Below are 18033 nucleotides of genomic sequence, written 5' to 3' on the forward strand. Positions count from 1 at the left end.
TAGTTGATCGCCGTTGTCTTTGATTTGGAATTGGTGAAGCGGTTCAAGAAAGGGCAGTTAAGTGAAATTGTCGAAATCGGAGCGTGCAAAGTGGATTTACAATCAAAAACGATTACGGATCAATTTCAAGTTTACATTTGTCCCAAAAGCGGATATGTTTCGAAAAGCACGCGCAAATTCATCAATATGGAGAAAGAAGACATCGAGAAGGCGGTTCCGTTTCAGACCGGTATCGAACTGTTTTCAACATGGCTTGGAGAAGACTACTTCTTGTGTTCATGGGGTAAAGACGACAGAGTACATTTAATAAATGAATGTGTCCGTAACAGAATGAATCTTGACTGGTTCAAGAACTACAACGATATTCAGCAGCAGATCGGAAAAATTTTGACGGCAAATACGAGCAACCAACTCGGATTGAAAAACGCATTGAATTTAGCGGGCATCGAACACCTTGGCAAAGCGCATAAAGGAATTGACGATGCAATGAACACGGCGAGGCTGCTGCTTAAGTTTGCCGACCGGTTACAGCTCAACACCAATAATTTATCTGAAAACGCGATTGTCCAGCTAAAAAAGAAGAGAAACCTGTCCGATCGCAAACAAAATGGAAATAAACAGAAGCAGCGGAAATTTACAGGGAGGCACAATCATGGTACCACTTGATGCAAAAGAGATTTTCCCCATTTTACCAATTTAGCAATACATACGACTGTGACATGAATTAATGTATTCATAATGATTTTAACTATCAACGCGATAATTAAAATAAGATAAATCGGTACCGGTGCCGCATAATTTAATAAAAACCGTCTTACTTTAACTTCCGCTTCTTTATCCGGCCTATAGTTCACCGGTATTTCCAAATGATTGGCTTTCGCCCATATTATTACCAAACCGTTTACAATAGTTCGAATCACGCGATCATTGTCTAAATAGCCGGTATGTGAAAGCGGAGTACCTTGACTGAGCAAATTACCCACATTAATGTTTATGTCCTCAATCCTAATACCCTTATCTCCATATAGCGGCTCTAACGGATATGCGATAATATCGAACGGGTCGTAAAAATTTACCCACGAATCGACTTTTATAGGAGCTCCAAAATTGTCATAACGAAGATTCCATAGAGCGATAGGACTTCCCAGAGTATAAAATAGCGTTAATGTATCTCCTTTTACCAGTGAACGTTGATCTTGCTGCAGTTCATGAAATAAATCGGGATTGATTTTTTCCAAGGTTCCGGGATTCTGTAAGTCCCAAAAATAATTGCTCGTGATAACCGAACCGAGACTGTCTGCGACTACGCACAATGGGGCATGTTCCAATTGAGGCATGTCGGCGAGCTTCTTTATGGTTTCATACAGCTTCCCATGAACCTCATTATATTTGCTCTTGGCGTTCGGATCGCTCGATATTACGGGTTGATAAGCTATCGCGTCTCCCATGTTATGAATCATAAATTCCCGAAGATGTCCGGTAATCGTCTCTTTATATACACCGCCTTTTTCCACTTTTTTCGCGAGGTCTTTTTTTAGATTCTCAAAAACATTTCCCCAGTATACAGCCTCGATAGCCAACTGATTTTTGGCTTCGTCCATTGGCATACCGAAACGCCGGTGTAATTCCTTCGCAAAATTATTTAATAAAATCTTTTTAACCTTTGCGGCATAATTTTCCTTTGGTGAACCGACTCCATGAATAATAGCCAATGCGATTTTCTTGTTTCCGCACATTGCCGCACCTCCGTGCTCGCCCTGATTTGCGACTTCATGAACCCCTACATCATTGTTTTACCCCTCGTGAGGAATATGTTCCAGTTCCATAATGCCTATTTCGATGACTGCATATTTAGAAGTTATAACACAAGGCGACGCAAAAATAGAGACATTTAGCCACGTTACCAATGTCTCACATCGGTCATAAAATGAGTTTAATCATGCAAGAAGCGGGTGGTTGGAATGAGAATTTTGCTTGCAAGCTACTGGTTTTTGCTCCATGCGGCAGGCGGAGCGTACAGCAGCATCAACATCCTTAAGAAAGAGCTTGAAGAACACGGGCATCAGGTTGATGTGCTGTCTTCCCAATCAAACATGCAAAAGATCAACATCATCGGTTATGAGCGAAAAAACGAGTATGTTTGGGGACTAGGAGGAAAAGAAGTCAACAAACAAATAATAAAAGATGTCGTTTACGAAGAAGTGTATGATTATTATACAGAGCATTTGCCGCATGTTGAGCCGTCGATCCGGTGGCGGGAAATCGAAAGATATTCGTTTGAGCTGGCGGTTTCGTTATTCGATTTGAACAAATACGACATCATTCACGCTCACGATATCGTCGCTGCGCGGGCGCTTCGGAGGGTCAAACCAAGCCATATTCCTCTGGTTTATACGTGCCATGACGTCGTTGCAAGGACGCAAGAAACGTCCGGAGAAATTACCGGCAGAAAGAGTGACCGATGGAAATATGCCATTGCCGAACAGCAATGTGCCGTCGAATCCTCCGACGCTTCCATAGTGCCTTCGAAGCGGCAGCTGCTGGAGTTGATGCGGCACTGCGGCGTATCGGGCGAAACATTCCATGTCGTTCCGTATGGCATGGAGCTGGCCCCGTTCATCAAGCAGCTTCAATATGAACCGTATCCGCCTGTTTATAAAGATCCGGAGAAGCTGGTGATCGCTTGCGTTGCCCGGTTGGTTCCCGAGAAAGGACACAAAACGTTGATCGACGCGCTGCACATTCTCAAAGGCATCCATAGCGGGTTCGTCTGCTGGTTCATTGGGGACGGGTGGTTTTGGGGCGAACTGGACCAATATGCCCGGACGAAAGGCGTCGCCGATCATATCGTCTTCTTGGGAAATCGTTGGGACGTCCCGCATTTATTAAACAAAATCGATATGATGGTTATGCCGTCCATTAACGGCAACCTTTCGTTTGCGATTATGGAGGCACAGTTCGCAGGCGTTCCCGTTATTGTATCCGACGGCGGCGCAAATACCGAGATGGTCCAACACGGAGAGACAGGAATCGTATTTCAAAGAAGGAACGCTTCGCAATTGGCCACTAAACTTTTGATGTTAATGAGCGATCCGCAGCTGCGCCGGGAGCTGGGGGAGAAGGCAAAAATATGGGGAGAGAAGATGTGGTCCACCGGTTCGCTGTATGAACGGACGATGACCGTTTATAAACAAGCCTTGGAGTCGGCAAAGCCGGAGCGTCCTATGACCGCCGATACCGACCTTGCCGTCCGTTACGGATTGACGGAACAGACGGGACTGCAGAAACAATGTCCTTCGACTATGTTTGCCTTTCACGTCGATCGTAACCTGGACTCGGAATTATGGAAATCGATAGCTGAACGTCTGCCGCCTTCCTACTCAATTCCGGACATCCCATTCATTAAAGCCTTGGCGGAAGACAAAGAAAACTAACCGTCCAGAATTTGCAAAGCGTTACGAATCATTGAGGACAAAAGAAAAAAGCAACCGTCATTACTGACGGTTGCTTGGCTGGCGGTTGTATTACAATTTTACAACGTTCTCCGCTTGAGGACCGCGGTTGCCTTTAACGATGTTGAATTCAACACGTTGTCCTTCGTCCAACGATTTGTAACCTTCGCCTTGGATCGCGCTGAAATGAACGAATACATCGTCCCCGCCTTCGACCTGAATAAAACCGAAACCCTTCTCCGCATTAAACCATTTAACCGTACCTACAGTCGACATGAAGTGAAACCCTCCAAAAAAGAATGTATTAATATGCAAGCCCTATTTACGTTATGTAAATAAAAAATTCACATATTTTTAAGGACGTACTTACATCCAATGAAGAACATAATCCTTAAAAACATGTGAATTATTGACTTCATATATTAGATTTAATTCGGGTAAAAGCTTCGTCTCTTTAGTAAATCAAAACAACGAAAGCCCTACCTCTCTTTCATCCTTGCGGCTCCGATGACCGCGCCAGTGAGAATCGATTATTCAGTTAAGATAATTTTATTCAAGTTATTTAACTATAACACACAAAAATAAATAATGCAAGCGGCCAATTATTAGTCGTCCAAATTTCAGTCCGATTACCCGGATTACTTGCCCTTACCCGCCTCTTTATATTCGAATATAATGAGCAAAAGCCCTAAGGGAGGTCAATCGCAATGGCGGAAGGAATAGACAGAGCATTGCCGTTTACCAGCGAAGAGGTGCTGAACTGTTTACGGAGCCACGGCATCAGCTTTATTGGCCGCTATTACAAACCGCGTAAAGCAAACGGAGACATCTCCGATTATGTGCTGACACCGGAAGAAGCGCGTCTAATCTCTTCCAAGCGGCTGTACATCGTGGCCGTATACCAGGATAGCGGGACGCGTTCTTCCGATTACAACTATCCGAAAGGCGCCAACGATTATTCCCATGCGATGCAGCGTGCTCAGGAAATCGGCCAGCCGACGAACACTCCGATCTATTTCGCTGTAGATTACGATGCGGCCGGCACCGAGACGCTGGAGAACGTGTTTTTTTACTTCCGCGGCATCCTCGACCGGCGCACATGGAACGAAAGTCTAGGAAACCCGGTATGGCCCGTCGGAGTTTACGGCAGTGCCGATGTGATCGATGCGGTAGTTAAAATATTTCCCGAAATCAAATATAAGTGGCAGACCGTATCATGGAGCCGAGGCCGGGTAACGGACTTTAATCTGTATCAATACGCGATCGACGTCGGATTGGCGGTTTGCCCCGGAGCCGGGAAAGTGGACCGCGTTCGTTCGAACGGCAACGGCGGAGGATTTCTTATTCAGTAAGGAAAAGGTCCGTATTCCATGTACGGAATCGGACCTTCTTATTATTATCGCTTCGGCTTCACAACATACACGCAGCGTTCGCCGCCTTTCGCTTTGCACTCCAGCTGTTCCACTTCCGCGCCGAGCACTTTGCGAAACAGGGACAGTTCGCTGCTGCAAGCCTGATTATACGCATGAGCGATCGAATGGATCGGGCAATTGTGTTCCGTGATGAAATATTGATTTCCCTCTTCATCCTTCTCCCAGTCCGCCATATAACCGCGCTCGTCTTGAATATGTGCCAGCTCCTGCACAAGCTTCTCTAACTGCTGCTGCCCGCCCATCCGCTCCTTATATTTACGCTCCAAGCGGGACTCCCGGCGTTCGAATAACGCTTCGATCATTTCCGGACCTTGCAAGTCGCGAACGTCGTTTAAGAAATCAAGAGTAATATCGGCATAATTTTTCGGAAACAAGTCCTCCGCGTGATCGGTAAGCGAATATACGAAAGTAGGCCTTCCCATCGCTTGACGCACCGTTTCGGCGCGGATGAGATGATCCCTCTCCATCGTGTTGAGATGCCGCCGCACCGCAATATCGGTAATGCCAAGTTCTTTGGCGATGTCGTTCGCGTTCATTCGACCTTTTTTCCGAAGCATTGTTAATATTTGTTTTCTCGTAGTCGGGTTGTTGTCGACCATAATCGCTTATCCACCGCCTTTTCCCTATAATACCACGTTATCCCCGGTATTTAGCAACTCTAATAATTCTCCGGAAGGTCCCTGAATGAAAATAGTTTTCCAACCGTTTTCGAATCTTAACGGACCTTCCGCGACGGGAACGCCTGCGGCCGCGAGTTTTTCCGGCCATGCTTCGAAATCATCCACCTCAACGGCAAAATGGACCGACGTTCCCGGAGGTTCGCAATTATTCGCTTCAATGAGTTCAAGCGTGAATCCGCCTTGAGTTAGAAACGCGATGTTCTCTTCTCCCAATCGGACCGAACGTTGAAGCTCGAAGCCGAACAGCTCCGTATAGAAAGAAATCGATTGCCCCAAATCCGGGGTCTCCAGCGCCATATGGTGAACTCGCAGCATACGTCGTTGCCCCCTGTTACTACAAAATTAAATTCATATCGCCGAATTCATGCCACAGATACCCTTGCCGGACGGCCTCATGGTATGCGCTGCGCAACCGGTCCTCCGGAACGAAAGCGGACAACATCTCCAGATGGCTCGCCTCCGGCTCGTGAAACCCTGTGATGAGGCCGTCAACGGTACGAAGTTTATGATTGTTCGTAATATACAGATTCGTCCAACCTTCACCGGGAGAGACGGCTCCGTCTTCGTTCGCTGCGGTTTCGAGAGTTCGTACGACAGTTGTGCCAACGGCGACCACTTTGCCTCCCTGCTCCTTCGTGCGGCGGATCGCTTGAGCCGTTTCCTCGGGAATGACGTACATCTCGGCGTGATCTTTCGGAGAGTGCGGGATACCGTCGTCAAGCAGGTAGCTAAGGCCCGTGTGGAGCTGAACATATGAGACGGTAACTCCCATGTTCCTCAGCTTGAATAACAATTCCCAAGTAATTGCGCGTCCGGCTGATGGCATTTCTACCGATCCCGGCTCCGAAGCGAACACGGTTTGATAATAATCAAGCGGCCATGGCGTCGTAATGTATTCATAACGTATCGGCTCGCCTGCGGCGTAAATCTCGTTATAGAGCGCTGCGCCGCTTAGGGAAAACTTCAGTCTGACGAAAGGATGCGTATCGCATTGTTCGATAGCCGCGGTCAATGCATCCGTGATGAGGAGCCGGTCGCCCGGCACTGCGCTTCCATCCGCAATCACAGCATCCCATGTTCGGTCGTCCAGCTTTCTCGCCAGACGGACTTCAGTTGCGGAATCGACCGTTGTATCGCTACTTCGTCGATGGACGACCGCTTTAAGAACGGCCGGCACGGTACGGCTTGAGTTAAGTACGAGCAGATCGCCGGCATTGAGAAACTGCGGAAGTTGATGAAACCTGGTATGAATCGTCCGTCCGGTATCACGACCGAGCACCATGAGCCGGACCCGGTCGCGGCGGATGCCCCGCCTTTCCGGCGGGACGGTTGCGTTCAATTCCGGAGGCAGATGAAATGCGAAGCCGGCCCCGCCGGTTGAGGCTTGGTATCCGGTTTGAGGCATCATTGCGAATGCGCCTCCTCTCGGAACGATTGAGCTTGGAATCGCCTGCCGTTAACAGCTTCCGCTTCGTCCGACGCCAAGTACAAGAACACACCGGTTACATCCTCCGGCTTCGCCAGCTCGTAATCGCAATCGGGAACCGCAAGCGCATGCATGTCCGTATCCATCTCCCCGGGATCGACCATGTTGACCGTAACCCCGGTTTCGCTCACCTCATCGGCCCACGTCTGCGTCAGCCCCTCCAACGCAAACTTGGAAATGCCGTAAGCTCCCCACCCGGCATATCCCGTACTGCCCGCTTCGGACGTCACGTTGACGACGGCGCCTTTATTGCGGCGAAGCATGCCCGGAAGCACCCGGCGCGTGACAAGAAACGGGCCGACGGTATTGACGCGGAGCACTTCCTGAAAATCCTCCTCCGGATAGTCGAGCAGCAGCGGCATCGGGCTCGGTCCCAGAATCGAGGCGTTGTTGATCAGCACGTCGATTTTGCCGTAATGCGCTTCCGCCGTTGCGACAAACCGCTCGACGTCTCTCGCGTTGGCCATGTCGCCGGTCAGCGCGAGAACTTCTGCCGCTCCTTGCGCTTTCGCCTCCGTCTTTACATGCGCCAACGCTTCCGCACCCCGCGCCGAAATCGCCAATTTCGCCCCCGCCTTTGCGAACGCCAGCGCAAGCGCTCTGCCGAGTCCGCGCGATGCGCCTGTAATCATAACGACTTTGCCTTGTATCGAGTTTGTTTTCATATTGGTTGCGCTCCTTTTTGGGAATCGATTTTACTAACATATATGTTATTTAAGTCACTTTTATAATACTCATGTTAGGAAAGTTTTGCAACCATTTTTTGAGAAAAACGGTACCAAGATTTCGAATTGCCGGGGCTGTACCGTTTTACGCGCATTTTTTACCCATCGGCTTCCCCACCTTGTTTCACTCTGAAACACCTTGACTCACAATTGAACCACGTTGTTTCAGTGTGAAACAACTGCCGGCGTCCGCCACCTCCTTGTTTCACTCTGAAACACCTTGACTCACAATTGCACCACGTTGTTTCAGTGTGAAACAACTGCCGGCGTCCGCCACCTCCTTGTTTCACTCTGAAACACCTTGACTCACACTTGAACCACGTTGTTTCAGTGTGAAACAATTGCCGGCCTGTTACTTCATTCGTCGCAAAGGTTGGCCGACACCCAGAATACAAAGAAGCCCGGGCATTCATACACCCGGGCCTGCACAGAAGACAAATATTTAGAAAAAGTCCGGCAAATACGTCGCGCGAACCGGCAGCAAGCGCTCGAGCGCCTCGACGCCGTCCCGCGGACCGTCGAGCATGCCGGCGGCGTGCAGGAAGCCTGGCCGCCGGTACCCCATCATCATGGCGGTCAGAGCGCCGATGGAGCACGAAAGCGCGCCGTCCCGCGCTTCTGAAGCCCCCGCGGGCGTCAACACGCCGCGGCCCTCTCCGTCGACGGCGAGCGTAAACGCGCCGTCGTTCCATGGCGCGTGCTCGTCCCGCACGCGCAGCAGCAGCGGCGGCGCAGCGGCGCCCGCCGCCGCGAACGGATAGCGGCTGACGAACGCAGCCGCATCCACAATGCGTGCCATAAAATACGGCACGATTTCCTGCTTCACCCTCGGGTCCGGGAGCAGGAACGCCAGCTCGTCGTCCTCCGGCGCCTGCAGCAGTACCTTCGTAACCATGGAGTCGTGGTTGCGGACGAAATTCCACAAACCGCGCCGCGCGTCCTCGTCAAGGAACACCATTTCGTGCGCGGTAAACGTATTTTCTTTCACTTGGTATAACATATACCCGCGGTCTTCTCCGCGCTCGTTCTCGTACACGGCGACCTGCCCTTTTTTGGAGCGGAACACCCGCTCTTTCCACCAATCTTCCGAACGCTTGATCGTCCCGTTATACCGGGATACATACGCATCGAACACCGGATTCAACGTCTCCCAATCTTGTTCGACACGGCGAATCCGCCCGCCCGTCGGCCCGAAAGAAGGAATTTGCTCCCTCGTCAATTCGTACTTCTTATACGCGCAAAACGTTTCCCATCCGTACTTCCGATAGAAGGCGAAAGCGAACGGATAAAGAAACGAAACGGTCTGTCCCCGCTCCCGCATCGTGGCAAGCGTATGCCGCAGCAGCTGCGCGACAAACCCTTGGCGCCGGTATTCCGGCCAAGTCGCGACCCCCGCGAGTCCGCCCATCTCAAACAGCCGCCCGTGAATCCAAGTTTCGAAATCAAGGAGCACAAGCTTAGCCGCCAGACGGCCCTCTTCGAAATAACCCCACTGCTGCTCCGGCTTTACCGTGGCCGCCCGCTCCGCGCGCTCCTCCGGCGACAGCTCGAATTGAAACGCGAACTCGCTCAACCGCATCGCTTCTTCAGTTTCATCCTGCCGCAAAATCCGTATCTCCGACATGTGCCGCAACCCTCCAAAATAGACGATTCTTCCGACGAAAACAATGAACCTCCCCGCACGAAGTAGAGAGGTTCACATGGATTATTCTACCAGACTCTTATATACTTGCGAATACCGTTTCGCCGAAACGCTCCAGCTGAAATCCTGCTTCGAAACATTATCCGCAATCCGGTTCCAATGAAGCTCGTCGCGGTACATCGCCAGCGCTCTCCGCACCGTATACAGCATATCGTGCGCATTGTAATGCGAGAACGTAAACCCGTGTCCTTCACCTGATAATTCGTTATACGGCTCGACCGTATCCCGCAATCCCCCGGTTTCTCTTACGATCGGTACGCAGCCGTATCTCATCGCAATCATCTGTCCGATGCCGCACGGCTCAAACTTCGACGGCATGAGGAACAGATCCGATGCGGCATAGATGCGGCGCGCAAGCCCCTCGTCAAACATGATTTGCGCCGACAGCTTGTCCGGGCGGTGGTAGGAGGCGTCCCGCAGCATTTTCTCATAGCGGTGTTCTCCCGCTCCAAGCACGACGAATTGAGCGTCCTCCGACAGCAGCTCATTGAGCACGCGGGCGATCAAATCAACGCCCTTCTGCTCAACCAGCCTTGTCACAACCGAAATGACAGGTACGGCTTCGTCGATCGGCAGGCCCAGTTCCCGTTGAAGCGCAACCTTGTTCTGGCGTTTCTTCTTCAACGATTTGCGGTACCTCACCGACAAATGCCCGTCATTCATCGGATCGTATGCATTGTAATCCAATCCGTTGACGATTCCGACGAGACGGTCGTTCCGGTAACGAAGCGTTCCGTCGAGCCCTTCGCCGTAATACTGCGTCTGAATCTCTTCAGCATAAGACGGACTGACGGTCGTGATCATGTCGCAATAATTCAGACCGCCTTTCATGTAGTTCACGTTGCCGTAATACTCCAACCCGTTCGCGGAAAAATGTTCCCACCCCAAATTCAACAAATCGCTCATGACGCCACTGGGGTACACGCCTTGATACTTTAAATTGTGGATGGTGAGCACCGTCTTCAGCCGGTTATGGAAGCCGCTCTCACCATAATGCGCGCGAAGAAACACCGGCACGAGAGCCGTATGCCAATCGTGGCAATGAAGTACGTCGGGAGCCCAATCCAAGCGGGGTAAAGCCTCCAACGCCGCTTGGCACAAATAAGCAAACCGCTCCGCATCGTCCCCGTATCCGTACAACCCTCGACGGCGGAAATAAAACTCATTATCGATAAAGTAGTATGTAATCCCGTCATGTACGAGCATCTCCACGCCGCAATATTGCTTGCGCCAGCCGAGCAGCACCTCGAACGAGGCGACGGGAGCCATTCGCTCCCGCCACTCCCCGCCGATGTCTTCATATTTCGGCAGCATGACGCGCGTATCGACGCCGCATCCGCCCAACGCTTTCGGCAAAGAACCGATCACGTCGGCCAATCCGCCGGTTTTCACGAACGGTACCGTTTCCGTTGCGATCATCAGCACCTTCACGCCTTAAATCACCTTCTTCTTTGCGGCGATGAACGGCGCGGTGCCCGCTCCGCTCAGCACTCTTCCGCGGTCTATGAAAACATCTTTATCCAAGATGGCGTTCTCAATCATGACATTTTCTCCGATTTCGCAGTTTTGAAGCAAGATGGCGTTCCGGACGCAGGCCCCTCTTTTCACCTTTACACCCCTCGACAAAATACTGTTTTCCACCTTCCCTTCGATGGAACAGCCGTTGGCGATCAGGCAATTGCGCACAATCGCGCCTTCCGTATATTTGGAGGGAGGTTCGTCTTTGACTTTCGTGTAGACCGGAGCGGTCTGGAAAAACAACTCGCGCAGCACGTCCGGATCTAACAGCTCCATACTGTGGCGGTAGTAACTCTGGATCGTATTGATGATGCCTGTATAACCTTCATGTTTGTATCCGTATACTTTTAACAGCGAAACATTTTTCATAATGCCGTCGCGAACGAGATCGTCGTCGCCTTGAGCAAGACACGTCTCAACCATGTCCAGCAACAGCGACTTGCGCATCAAGAACATTTCCATCGATACGCAGCTGTTGAAGGTTGGACCGGTCCGGTTGTAAATCGCCGAAATTCTGCCGTTATCTTCAATCTGCAATTCTCGGTGGATCGCATTGTCCAATGCTTCCGTCTCTTTATATACGATAGTAATGTCCGCCCCCGTCGTTATATGAAACTCCAATACGGGACGAATGTCGATATTGCTCACAATGTGGCTGCGCGTCACGAGCACATATTCTTGACGCCCGCGGAGGAAGAAATCCCGATGGGAATAAAATTGAAACAAATCGCCTTTGGATATCCCGGTAGGCACATCCAACACGGACGGCAGCAAAAACAACCCGCCGCGCTTCCGGTCCAAATCCCATTCTTTGCCCGAACCGAGGTGATCCATTAAGGAACGGTATTTATGGTGCGTAAACACGGCGACATCCTCAATGCCGGAATTCACCATATTGGACAATGTGAAATCGATCAGCCTGTAACGGCCTCCGAAGGGAACCGACGCGACGCAGCGGTTGAACGTCAACTCTTCCAATTGATCCGGTTCGTTGATAAGATTCACCACACCCATGATTCTCTTCATGCCGTCACGACCTTCCGAATGATCTCATTGCTTCCGATCAGCGTAATCTCCCCCGAATCCGCATCGCCGATGACGCATCCTCCTTCAATGATGGTGCCTTCTCCGACAATGGCCCGATAAATCCGGGCGCCTTCGCCGATTTTCGTGTTCGGCATGATGACCGAATCGCGGACGATGGCATCCTCGCAGATTTGTACGCCGTAAAATAACACGGAGTGATCGGCTTCTCCATATACGGTGCATCCCTCGTTCACCAGAGAGCGATTCACCCGGGCGGTTGGAGACACATATTGAGGGGGTTGATACGGGCTTAAAGAATAGATGCGCCAATGGCGGTCGAACAGATTGAACTTCGGCTCGTCTTCCAGAAGATCCATATTCGACTCCCACAAGCTTTGCACTGTGCCGACGTCTTTCCAGTAGCCTTCGAACGAATACGCGCATATGCGGGCTCCATCTTCGAGCATGAGCGGTATTATATCCTTTCCGAAATCGTTCGAGGAATCCGGATTGGCTTCGTCTTTCAGCAAATATGATTTGAGAATGCTCCAGTTAAAAATATAGATTCCCATTGAGGCGAGGTTGCTTTTCGGTTCCTTCGGCTTCTCGGCGAACTCGACGATCATGTCCTCTTCATCCACGCTCATGATGCCGAAACGGCTCGCTTCCTCACGGTTCACCTCAATGACGGATATCGTCGCCTCCGCTTTCTTCTGCTTGTGAAACTGCAGCATAAGGTCGTAGTTCATTTTATAAATATGGTCGCCTGATATGACAAGGACGTATTCGGGATCGTATTGTTCGATGAATCCGATGTTGCGGTAGATGGCGTTAGCGGTACCGCTGTACCAATTGCCGCCTTTTTGTTCCATATAGGGGGGAAGGACCGTAACACCGCCGTTCTTGCGGTCCAGATCCCAAGAGCTTCCGATGCCGATATAGGAGTTTAATACAAGTGGCTGATATTGAGTAAGAACGCCTACTGTATCGATACCTGAATTCGTGCAGTTGGACAACGTGAAATCGATGATCCGGTATTTGCCTCCGAAATGTACGGCCGGCTTCGCCAAGTTTTTCGTCAATGCGCCGAGTCTCCGGCCCTCCCCACCTGCAAGCAACATCGCGACACATTCTTTACGCCTCATAAGCTTTGCCCCTTCCTGGATGATATTCGCTTGAGCATGACGACACCGAGCGGCGGAACGGTGACGCTTATACTATACGCGCGATCGTGCCATGGCATGATATCGGCTTGTATTCTGAAGCGAATTTCTAGTCCGGAACCGCCGTACCGCTCTTCGTCGCTGTTGAAGAGCACACGGTACGTTCCGGGTTCCGGTACGCCGATTCGATAATCGAACCGAGGGGTAGGAGTAAAGTTGCATATGACGAAAATCCGATCCTTCGCATCGGCCCCATTCCTAATGAAAGAGATGACGCTTTGTTCGCGGTCGTGAGGAGATATCCATTCGAAGCCTTCGGCGGTGCAGTCGCGCTGCCACAATGCAGGCTGCTTGGCGTACAATGCGTTTAAATCACGGACATAATTCTGCATTGCCGCATGCATCGGATACTCCGTCAAATGCCAATCGATCTGCTCCAAATCTTTCCATTCGGAAAACTGCCCGAGCTCCCCGCCCATAAACAGAAGTTTCTTTCCGGGGTGAGTCATCATATAGCCGTATAGAACGCGTAAATTGGCAAATTTTTGCCAGTAATCGCCGGGCATTTTGCCGAGCAATGATTTCTTGCCGTGAACGACTTCGTCATGGGAGAAAGGAAGTACGAAATTTTCCGAAAAGGCGTAAAAAAACGAAAAAGTAATGTGATTGTGGTGCCACTTTCGATGTACGGGCTCGTTCTGCATGTACCGGAGCATATCGTTCATCCAGCCCATGTTCCATTTGTAATTAAAGCCCAATCCTCCTTGGTGTACGGGAGCCGTGACAAGCGGCCAGGCAGTGGAATCCTCGGCCATCATTAACGCTTGGGGAAAACGCTCAAACACGGCGGAGTTCAATTTCTTTATAAAATCAATCGCGTCGAGATTTTCTTCTCCTCCGTACCGGTTGAACACGAGCCTGTCTAACGTTTTGCCGAAATTTAAGTACAGTATGCTGGCTACGGCGTCCACCCGCAAACCGTCGATGTGGAACACGTCCATCCAAAACAAAGCGTTGGATATCAGGAAGCTTCGGACTTCCGGCCGGCCGAAATCGAAGCTGAGCGTGCCCCACTCCTCCTTCTCCGCTATGCGTTCGTCTTCGGGCTCGTAAGTCGGAGTGCCGTCGAATCTCTGCAATCCGTGATCGTCCTTGCAGAAGTGGCCGGGGACCCAATCCATAATGACTCCGATCCCTTTGCGGTGGCAGCTGTCAACGAATTGCATGAACTGTTTCGGCGTTCCGAATCGGCTGGTCACCGCATAATAGCCGGTAGCCTGATAGCCCCAGGAACGGTCGTACGGATGCTCCGCAAGCGGAAGCAGCTCGATATGCGTATATCCCATTTCCGCCGCATAATCGACGAGCTCAACCGCAAGCTCTTCGTATGTGTAATACGCCCCGTCCTCTTTCCTCTTCCACGTGCCGAGATGCACTTCATAGATATTCATCGGCCGTTCGAAAGATGACTGTTTTTGTAAGCGCTTCCGATATGCTTTGTCTCCCCAATCGTATCCGTTCAAATCGTAGACGATCGACGCCGACTTCGGTTTGACCTCGGCATAAAATGCGTAAGGATCGGCCTTGTATTTTATTTCCCCGTCCTGTGTCCGGAGGGCGTATTTATAAACCGCACCTTCTCCGATCTCCGGTACGAAGCCCGCCCATACGCCGAACTCGAGACGGGTCAGCGGGTCGGACTCCGGATTCCAGCCGTTCCAATCTCCGACTACGCTCACCATTGCCGCACGCGGGGCCCACACGGCGAACCGGACGCCATTTCGCCCCTCCTGTTCGTCCAAGTGCGCGCCGAACGTGCGATAGCTTTCATACAAAGTTCCTTGGTGAAACAAAAATATGTCATAATCTGTCGGGATATACACACTCACCGTCATTCCCCCTTCGCGAGGTTTAAGAGCGATGCAAGCTCAACACAATGAATAGCCATGCGGCTCCCAGTAAGTACCCGGCAATGATATCGGAAGCATAATGGACGCCGGCATATACGCGGAACGCGCCGATCAATAAGATGAGCGCAGCGGCGGCGCACGAAACAACGGTTGTCCATGAGCGGCTGCGAACGATAACGCCCGTCATAACAACCGCCGCATATCCGAAGAGCGCAACGGCTATCGTCGCATTGCCGCTAGGGAAACTGAAGCCGTCTGCGGCGAACAACGGCTCTATATCCGGGCGCGGCCTCTCGACGAACATCTTTACAAGCGTATTCAACGCGTATGCCCCGGCGACCGAAAGCAGAGTCAATCCGGCGGCCGCAACCCTTCTTCCGATAAGGAACGCAATAACGGTAATAACGGTAATAACTGCATAGCCGGTTGTAGACCCAATCCAATCAAACCAACGTGCGATTTCATTTAACGTTTCGTTGCGAATGCTTCCGGCGTTATCGCCGACCGTTGCGTCGAACCGCATCAGCGCCTCAGTCTTTAACATAAAACCGATCCATGCGACAATTAATAACGATATAGGTGCAAGCAAAAGCGTTGGCATAAGGTTTGACCGAGTGCGTCGAACTCTGATGCGCGTGACGAGATTGTCCATCCTTGTCCCCCGTAATTTTGATTGAAACTCGGAAACTGATGTATACTGATCACTAAAAGTAATATATTTTCGCTGTAAATTCAAGCACACAAGGAGTTTTTCTCACTATGTTTGTAGCCAATGAATGGAACGATTACGAATTGATGGATGCCGGCGGCGGCGAACGGCTGGAACGCTGGGGCCACGTCGTCTTGCGCAGACCCGACCCGCAAATTATATGGCCGCTAACCAAGGAGACGGAGATGTGGCAATCCGTTTCCGCCCGGTACCACCGCAGCTCTTCCGGGGGAGGGCAATGGGAATTCAAGACGAAGCTTCCCGAGCGGTGGACGATCCGGTACAAGGACTTGAGTTTCTACATACGCCCGACCAACTTTAAGCATACCGGCTTATTCCCGGAGCAAGCCGCCAACTGGTCTTGGATGATGGATAAAATCCGCAACGCCGGGCGGCCGGTCAAAGTGTTGAACCTGTTCGCTTATACCGGCGGAGCGACGGTGGCGGCGGCCGCGGCGGGAGCCGAAGTGTGCCACGTCGACGCTGCGAAAGGCATGGTTCAGTGGGCGAAAGAAAATATCGAGCTTTCGAAGCTGTCGGATCGGCCCGTCCGTTTCATTACCGACGACGTCTTTAAATTCGTGCAGCGCGAACAACGGCGCGGAAACACATACGACGGAATCATCATGGATCCTCCCTCTTACGGCCGGGGACCGGGCGGCGAGGTGTGGAAACTGGAAAATAACCTGTATCCGTTCCTGGAATTTTGCACGACCATTTTGTCGAAAAAGCCGCTCTTTGTGTTGATAAACTCATATACGACGGGACTATCCCCCACCGTATTGAGCAACATCGCAAGGCTGACCTTATCCGAAAAGTACGGCGGCAGCATTACGAGCGGAGAAATCGGACTTCCCATTACAATGAAGAACATGCTGCTCCCGGCCGGTATCCTGTGCCGTTGGGAATCGGAGTAAACGTAATCAATTAAAATCAGCGTGACAGCCGCTCATGGGAGAGGAACGCCGCATGCCGCATTATTGTCGACTTTTTGCAATCGTACTGATGATCCTCGCTGCCGTATCGGGATGTGAACGGGGCTCGGCGGGGGAAACAAATCAGGACAAATCGCCAAGCGCAACGCCGATCAGCGATACGTACACGCAGCAGCCGGGATCGGCGCCTTCCGGCTTTCCGGCCGAACCGGCGGTGCCTCCTCCAACGGAAGCGGTATTGACCGCTGTCGGAGACATTATGATGCATACGCCTCAGCTGCCGGGATCATACGATGCTAAAACAGGCAAATACAATTTCGACGGTTATTTCCGTCATGTCGCTCCGATCATATCCGAAGGCGATTGGGCGATCGCCAATTTGGAAACGCCGATCGCCGGGGCAAATCGCGGGTACAAAGGATATCCCTTGTTCAACGCGCCTGACGAGCTGGCCGCCGCCCTGAAAAACGCCGGCTTCAACATCGTTACAACAGCGAACAATCATGCGTTGGACCAGGGCGCGGCGGGGGTGCTGGCCACTCTGCAAACGGTCCGTGCGCACGGATTGGAGCCGATCGGCACGTTCGCGGATGCGGAATCGGCGGGCAAAGCGCTCGTCATGGAAAAGAGCGGCATCGTGAACGCCATTTTGTCTTACACATACGGTACGAACGGCATTCCTATTCCGGAGGACAAGCCGTTTCTTGTATCGCTTATCGATAAAGAGAGAATGAAGGAACAGATCGCTGTCGCCCGTAGTGAAGGAGCCGATTTCGTAACCGTTGCGCTTCATTTCGGGAACGAATATCAACGCCAACCGAACGAGACCCAGCTCGATCTGGCGGAGCATTGCATTAAAGCGGGCGCGGACCTCGTACTCGGCAGCCACCCGCATGTCGTTCAGCCCTATGAACGAATCCGAACGACAGGCTATGACGGTTCGAAACGTTCGGGTATAGCGATTTATTCAATGGGCAACTTTATTTCCAATCAATTCGGCAATTACAAGGAATTCGGCGTTATTTTCAAAATCCGAATCAAGAAGACTTATTCGGATAGCGGTGAATCCGAAACCGAAATTACGGATGTCGAGCCTATCCCGACGTGGGTCCATAAGTATAAAAGCGGAGGCAAAGCTATGTATCGCGTACTTCCGCTTGAAACAATCACGGCCGAACTCAACGATCCGCTTATTCCGAACCGGCTCATTCCGCTGCTCGAGCAGCGCGCCGCCGAGATGAACGCTCATCTGGAATCGCTTACCGTCCAAGCGCAGTCAGAGGCCTCGCAGTAA

General features: G+C 51.3%; 17 protein-coding genes. 5 read left to right on the plus strand and 12 right to left on the minus strand.

Translation table 11 applies throughout. The features are described from left to right. Positions 1-3: 3 nt before the first annotated feature. Positions 4-666 (plus strand): 3'-5' exonuclease, encoded by a 663-nt coding sequence (locus JET16_RS05860; protein WP_199614833.1) that lies wholly within the window; start codon positions 4-6, stop codon positions 664-666. On the opposite strand, the gene JET16_RS05865 is transcribed toward JET16_RS05860, so the two are convergent. Further along, the gene (locus tag JET16_RS05865) at positions 651-1736 is read right to left on the minus strand and encodes a chemotaxis protein (protein ID WP_199614835.1); all 1086 of its coding nucleotides are present in this window, start codon (positions 1734-1736) and stop codon (positions 651-653) included. The two genes, JET16_RS05860 and JET16_RS05865, sit on opposite strands and share 16 nt — an antisense overlap. Positions 1737-1961: 225 nt before the next feature. Here JET16_RS05865 and JET16_RS05870 point away from each other — a divergent pair, with 225 nt between their 5' ends. Next, a complete protein-coding gene (locus JET16_RS05870; RefSeq protein ID WP_199614836.1) occupies positions 1962-3434 on the plus strand; it encodes a glycosyltransferase family 4 protein in 1473 nt (490 codons plus the stop codon). Between the two features lie 90 nt (positions 3435-3524). Here JET16_RS05870 and cspD read toward each other — a convergent pair whose 3' ends face one another. Beyond that, positions 3525-3728, minus strand: a complete 204-nt coding sequence (gene cspD / locus JET16_RS05875) for a cold-shock protein CspD (protein WP_199614837.1) — start codon at positions 3726-3728, stop codon at positions 3525-3527. A 431-nt stretch (positions 3729-4159) separates the two neighbouring features. On the opposite strand from cspD, the gene JET16_RS05880 reads away from it, so the two are divergent. After that, positions 4160-4804: a DUF1906 domain-containing protein gene (locus JET16_RS05880; protein ID WP_199614838.1), complete on the plus strand. Its 645-nt coding sequence runs from the start codon at positions 4160-4162 to the stop codon at positions 4802-4804. 44 nt (positions 4805-4848) lie between these two features. Here JET16_RS05880 and JET16_RS05885 read toward each other — a convergent pair whose 3' ends face one another. From JET16_RS05885 to JET16_RS05930, 10 genes are all read right to left on the minus strand, one after another. Further along, a complete protein-coding gene (locus JET16_RS05885; RefSeq protein ID WP_199614839.1) occupies positions 4849-5484 on the minus strand; it encodes a helix-turn-helix transcriptional regulator in 636 nt (211 codons plus the stop codon). A gap of 24 nt (positions 5485-5508) precedes the next feature. Continuing rightward, positions 5509-5880, minus strand: coding sequence for a VOC family protein (locus JET16_RS05890; RefSeq protein WP_199614840.1), 372 nt, complete (start codon positions 5878-5880; stop codon positions 5509-5511). A 19-nt stretch (positions 5881-5899) separates the two neighbouring features. After that, the gene (locus tag JET16_RS05895) at positions 5900-6973 is read right to left on the minus strand and encodes an S-adenosylmethionine:tRNA ribosyltransferase-isomerase (RefSeq protein ID WP_233531101.1); all 1074 of its coding nucleotides are present in this window, start codon (positions 6971-6973) and stop codon (positions 5900-5902) included. Continuing rightward, entirely contained in the window at positions 6970-7716 is a 747-nt protein-coding gene (locus tag JET16_RS05900) for an SDR family NAD(P)-dependent oxidoreductase (protein ID WP_199614841.1), read from the minus strand. Before JET16_RS05900 ends, JET16_RS05895 begins: the two co-directional genes overlap by 4 nt. Before the next feature lie 502 nt (positions 7717-8218). Then, on the minus strand, positions 8219-9400 hold the full coding sequence (locus JET16_RS05905) for a GNAT family N-acetyltransferase (RefSeq protein WP_199614843.1): 1182 nt from the start codon (positions 9398-9400) through the stop codon (positions 8219-8221). An 81-nt stretch (positions 9401-9481) separates the two neighbouring features. Further along, a complete protein-coding gene (gene glgA, locus JET16_RS05910) occupies positions 9482-10909 on the minus strand; it encodes a glycogen synthase GlgA (RefSeq protein WP_325176621.1) in 1428 nt (475 codons plus the stop codon). Between the two features lie 3 nt (positions 10910-10912). Continuing rightward, the gene (gene glgD, locus JET16_RS05915) at positions 10913-12022 is read right to left on the minus strand and encodes a glucose-1-phosphate adenylyltransferase subunit GlgD (RefSeq protein ID WP_199614844.1); all 1110 of its coding nucleotides are present in this window, start codon (positions 12020-12022) and stop codon (positions 10913-10915) included. Next, on the minus strand, positions 12019-13167 hold the full coding sequence (locus JET16_RS05920) for a glucose-1-phosphate adenylyltransferase (RefSeq protein WP_199614845.1): 1149 nt from the start codon (positions 13165-13167) through the stop codon (positions 12019-12021). The genes glgD and JET16_RS05920 overlap by 4 nt, the downstream gene beginning before the upstream one ends. Then, a complete protein-coding gene (glgB, locus tag JET16_RS05925) occupies positions 13164-15080 on the minus strand; it encodes a 1,4-alpha-glucan branching protein GlgB (protein WP_199614846.1) in 1917 nt (638 codons plus the stop codon). Before glgB ends, JET16_RS05920 begins: the two co-directional genes overlap by 4 nt. A 16-nt stretch (positions 15081-15096) precedes the next feature. Beyond that, positions 15097-15639 carry a phosphatase PAP2 family protein gene (locus JET16_RS05930; protein ID WP_199614847.1) on the minus strand — a complete coding sequence of 181 codons (543 nt, stop codon included), beginning with the start codon at positions 15637-15639 and terminating at the stop codon, positions 15097-15099. 215 nt (positions 15640-15854) lie between these two features. On the opposite strand from JET16_RS05930, the gene JET16_RS05935 reads away from it, so the two are divergent. Beyond that, positions 15855-16721 (plus strand): class I SAM-dependent methyltransferase, encoded by an 867-nt coding sequence (locus tag JET16_RS05935; protein ID WP_199614848.1) that lies wholly within the window; start codon positions 15855-15857, stop codon positions 16719-16721. A gap of 52 nt (positions 16722-16773) precedes the next feature. Next, positions 16774-18033, plus strand: a complete 1260-nt coding sequence (locus JET16_RS05940) for a CapA family protein (protein ID WP_199614849.1) — start codon at positions 16774-16776, stop codon at positions 18031-18033.

Origin of the sequence: Paenibacillus alkalitolerans (assembly GCF_016482785.1) — a bacterium.
GTDB classification, from domain to species: Bacteria; Bacillota; Bacilli; order Paenibacillales; family YIM-B00363; genus Paenibacillus_AE; species Paenibacillus_AE alkalitolerans.